Origin of the sequence: Teichococcus aestuarii, from assembly GCF_042651065.1 — a bacterium.
Taxonomy (GTDB): domain Bacteria; phylum Pseudomonadota; class Alphaproteobacteria; order Acetobacterales; family Acetobacteraceae; genus Pseudoroseomonas; species Pseudoroseomonas aestuarii.
Map to the genome: position 1 here is coordinate 1 of NZ_JBHSCH010000129.1, position 3,146 is coordinate 3,146.

At 71.0% G+C, this 3,146-nt stretch carries 3 protein-coding genes and 1 pseudogene; all 4 read left to right on the forward strand.

Annotated elements, in window-relative coordinates:
• Nucleotides 1-115: 115 nt before the first annotated feature.
• Entirely contained in the window at nt 116-541 is a 426-nt protein-coding gene (locus ACFOY6_RS23775) for a hypothetical protein (RefSeq protein ID WP_379652425.1), read from the forward strand.
• Nucleotides 538-1,932 (forward strand): Tol-Pal system beta propeller repeat protein TolB, encoded by a 1,395-nt coding sequence (gene tolB, locus ACFOY6_RS23780; protein WP_109515271.1) that lies wholly within the window; start codon nt 538-540, stop codon nt 1,930-1,932. The genes ACFOY6_RS23775 and tolB overlap by 4 nt, the downstream gene beginning before the upstream one ends.
• Before the next feature lie 143 nt (nt 1,933-2,075).
• On the forward strand, nt 2,076-2,573 hold the full coding sequence (gene pal, locus ACFOY6_RS23785) for a peptidoglycan-associated lipoprotein Pal (RefSeq protein WP_109515272.1): 498 nt from the start codon (nt 2,076-2,078) through the stop codon (nt 2,571-2,573).
• Nucleotides 2,574-2,713: 140 nt separating this feature from the next.
• Nucleotides 2,714-3,146 (forward strand): annotated as a pseudogene (locus ACFOY6_RS23790) (tetratricopeptide repeat protein); the annotation flags it as partial.

Consider the following 3,146-nt stretch of genomic DNA (forward strand, 5'->3'; position numbering starts at 1 on the left):
AGCCTGAGAGGAACAGCAAGACCGGCCAGACAGCGAAGTTCGGCTTCACTGCAACGACGAGCCCGATGGCAACACCCGCCGCCAGGCCCCGCCCACCGCCGAGCGCAGCCAGTCCGTGCTGAGCACGCTGGAGCGGGTGCGCGCCGCGCAGCAGCAGAACGAGCCGCCGCGCGCCCGCACCAATTCGGGCGGGGCGCCGCCTTCCTGCGGCGGCGCGCCCTCCGGCGCCGCGCTGCTGACGGCGGGCGAGGTGCGGGGTGTCTCCGAGCGGATCAGCGAATGCTGGTCGGTCGATGCCGGCATGCTCAATCTTGACCAGATCGTGGTCGAGCTGCGGGTGGACATCGACCCGGGCGGGGTCATACGCAATGTGCGCCCGGCGGGCAGCGTTCCGTCCGAGCCGCGCGCGCGCGCCGTATACGAAAGCGCCCGCCGCGCGTTGCTCGACCAGAAATGCAGCCCGCTGCCCGTGCCACGCGAGAAGATCCCGTCGCTGAACGCCGCGACCTTCCGATTCAACCCGAGGGGCCTCGTCCGATGACCCAGCAGAACCTTTCCCTGTCCCGCCGCCTCGCCCTGATGGGTCTGGGCGGGCTGGTGGGCATGCCGATCCTCGGCGCCGCCTCGCGCGCCCGCGCGCAGGCCCCGGCCCCCGGCGGCACCGCCGCCGGGGGCCAGGTGATCGACATCACCCGCGCCCGCACCGACCCGATCCCGATCGCGCTGCCCGACTTCGCCGGCTCCTCGCCGGCAGCGCAGCAGCTCGGCCAGAACATCACCCGCGTCATCGCCAACAACCTGAAGAATTCCGGGCTGTTCCGGCCGGTGGAGCGCGCCGCCTACATCCAGACGCCGGAGGCCGCCGCTGGCGCGCCCCGCTTCCAGGACTGGCGCGTGATCGGCGCGCAGGCGCTCGTCACCGGCCGCGCCGAGCCGCAGGGCGACCGCGCGCGCATCGAGTTCCGGCTGTGGGAGGTGAATTCGGAGCAGCAGCTCCAGGGCACCGCCTACACCGCCGCCGCCGCCAACTGGCGGCAGATCGCCCACGTCATCTCGGACGTGATCTATGAGCGGATGCTGGGCGAGAAGGGCTATTTCGACACCCGCATCGTCTACATCGCCGAGAGCGGCCCGCGCGACCGGCGCACCCGCCGCCTCGCCATCATGGACCAGGATGGCGAGAACCACCGCTTCCTGACCGATGGCAGCTTCCAGGCCCTGACCCCGCGCTTCCACCCGAATGCGCGGCAGATCGCCTTCATGTCCTACAACAACAACCAGCCGCGGGTTTACCTGTTCAACCTGGACAGCGGCCGGCAGGAGGTGCTGGGCAACTTCCAGGGCATGACCCTCTCGCCGCGCTTCAGCCCGGACGGGCGCAACGTCGTGCTCTCCTCCGCCCGCGGCGGCGACGCCAACATCTATGTGGTGGATCTCGGCTCGCGGCGGGAGCGGCAGCTCACCTCCGGCGGCGGGCTGGATGTCTCCCCCTGCTACTCGCCGGATGGCAGCCAGATCGTCTTCAACTCCGACCGTGGCGGCGACCAGCAGCTCTACGTGATGGACGCCAATGGCGGCGGCGCGCGGCGCATCTCCTTCGGCAATGGCCGCTACGCCACCCCCGTCTGGTCGCCGCGCGGCGACCTGATCGCCTTCACCCGCATCTCCGGCGGCCGCTTCGGCATCGGCGTGATGCGCCCCGACGGCTCGGGCGAACGCATCCTCTCCGAAGGCTGGGGCATGGAGGGGCCGAGCTTCGCGCCGAACGGCCGGGTGCTGACCTTCTACCGCGAGAGCCCGGCGCGCGATTCCCGCGGCAACGGCTACTCGGCGCGGCTGGCGATGATCGACATCGCCGGCTTCAATGAGCGGCAGGTGATCACCCCCACCGACGCCACCGATCCGAGCTGGTCGCCGCTGTTGTCCTCGTAACCGAAGGTTGATAGACGCCATGCCAGGAGCGATGCGTTTGCCGAAGGGCAACCATTCCTGGCATGCCGGTTTGTCTGCCTTGAACGCGCCTCAATCGCAGCGTAACCGCGGCCGTAATTCGATCTGACACAGGAATCGAAATTATGCAGACCAAGCTTCTTGGCGCTCTTGCCGCCGCCGCCCTTCTCGCCGCCTGCGCGAGCGAGGATACTTCGGGCGCTGCCACCGGCGCCGGCGCTGCCGGCGGTGCCGGCATGGGCGGCCTGGGTGCCGGCCAGATCCGCCCGGGCAGCCAGGAAGACCTGGTCGCCAATGTCGGCGACCGCGTTTTCTTCGACACCGACAGCAGCAGCGTCCGCGCCGACCAGCGCACCACGCTGGAGCGGCAGGCCGCCTGGCTGGCGCAGTACCCGCAGGTGCAGGTCGTGGTCGAGGGTCATGCCGACGAGCGCGGCACCCGCGAGTACAACCTGGCGCTCGGCCAGCGCCGCGCCAGCTCGGCGCGCGACGTGCTGGTGGCGAACGGCGTCTCCTCCGGCCGCCTGAGCGTGATCTCCTACGGCAAGGATCGCCCGGCGGCGCTCGGCTCCTCGGCCGACGCCTGGGCGCAGAACCGCCGCGCGGTGACGGTCGTCCGCTGAGCATGGACCACGCGCGGCCGTGTTGACGCGGTGCGTTGACGCGGGCGCGGGTGGCTGAGAGAAGCGGCGGCACCCGTCTGTGCGGGCGCCGCCGTTTTTCGTTCCGCCGACCATTGCCCTGCTACCGGAAGGACAAGGCCATGTTTCGCAAGTTCCTGCTCCTGGCCCCGCTGCTGCTGCCCCCCATGCTGCTGGCCGCCGGGCCGGCCGCCGCGCAGATGGAGAGCCGTGAGGGCATCGCGTTGCAGAACCAGATCCTGCAGCTGCGGCAGGAGCTGGACATGATGCGGCGGAGCGGCGGCGGTGGCGGCTATGCCGCGCCGGTGCCAATGGCGCCGCCCGCGGGGCGTGGCGGCGTGGCCGGCGGCTCGCCCGAGCTGCTCAGCCAGATGCTGGAGCGGGTGGGCGCGCTGGAGGAGGAGGTGCGCCGGCTGCGTGGGCAGGTGCAGGAATCCGAATACCGCGTCCGCACCACCCTATTCCTGCAGACCCTCCGGCGCCAGCCCCGCCGTCAGCGGCTCGTTCAGGTAGGCGGTGCGCAGGCCGAGGCCGGTCATCTTGAGGGAGAGCAGC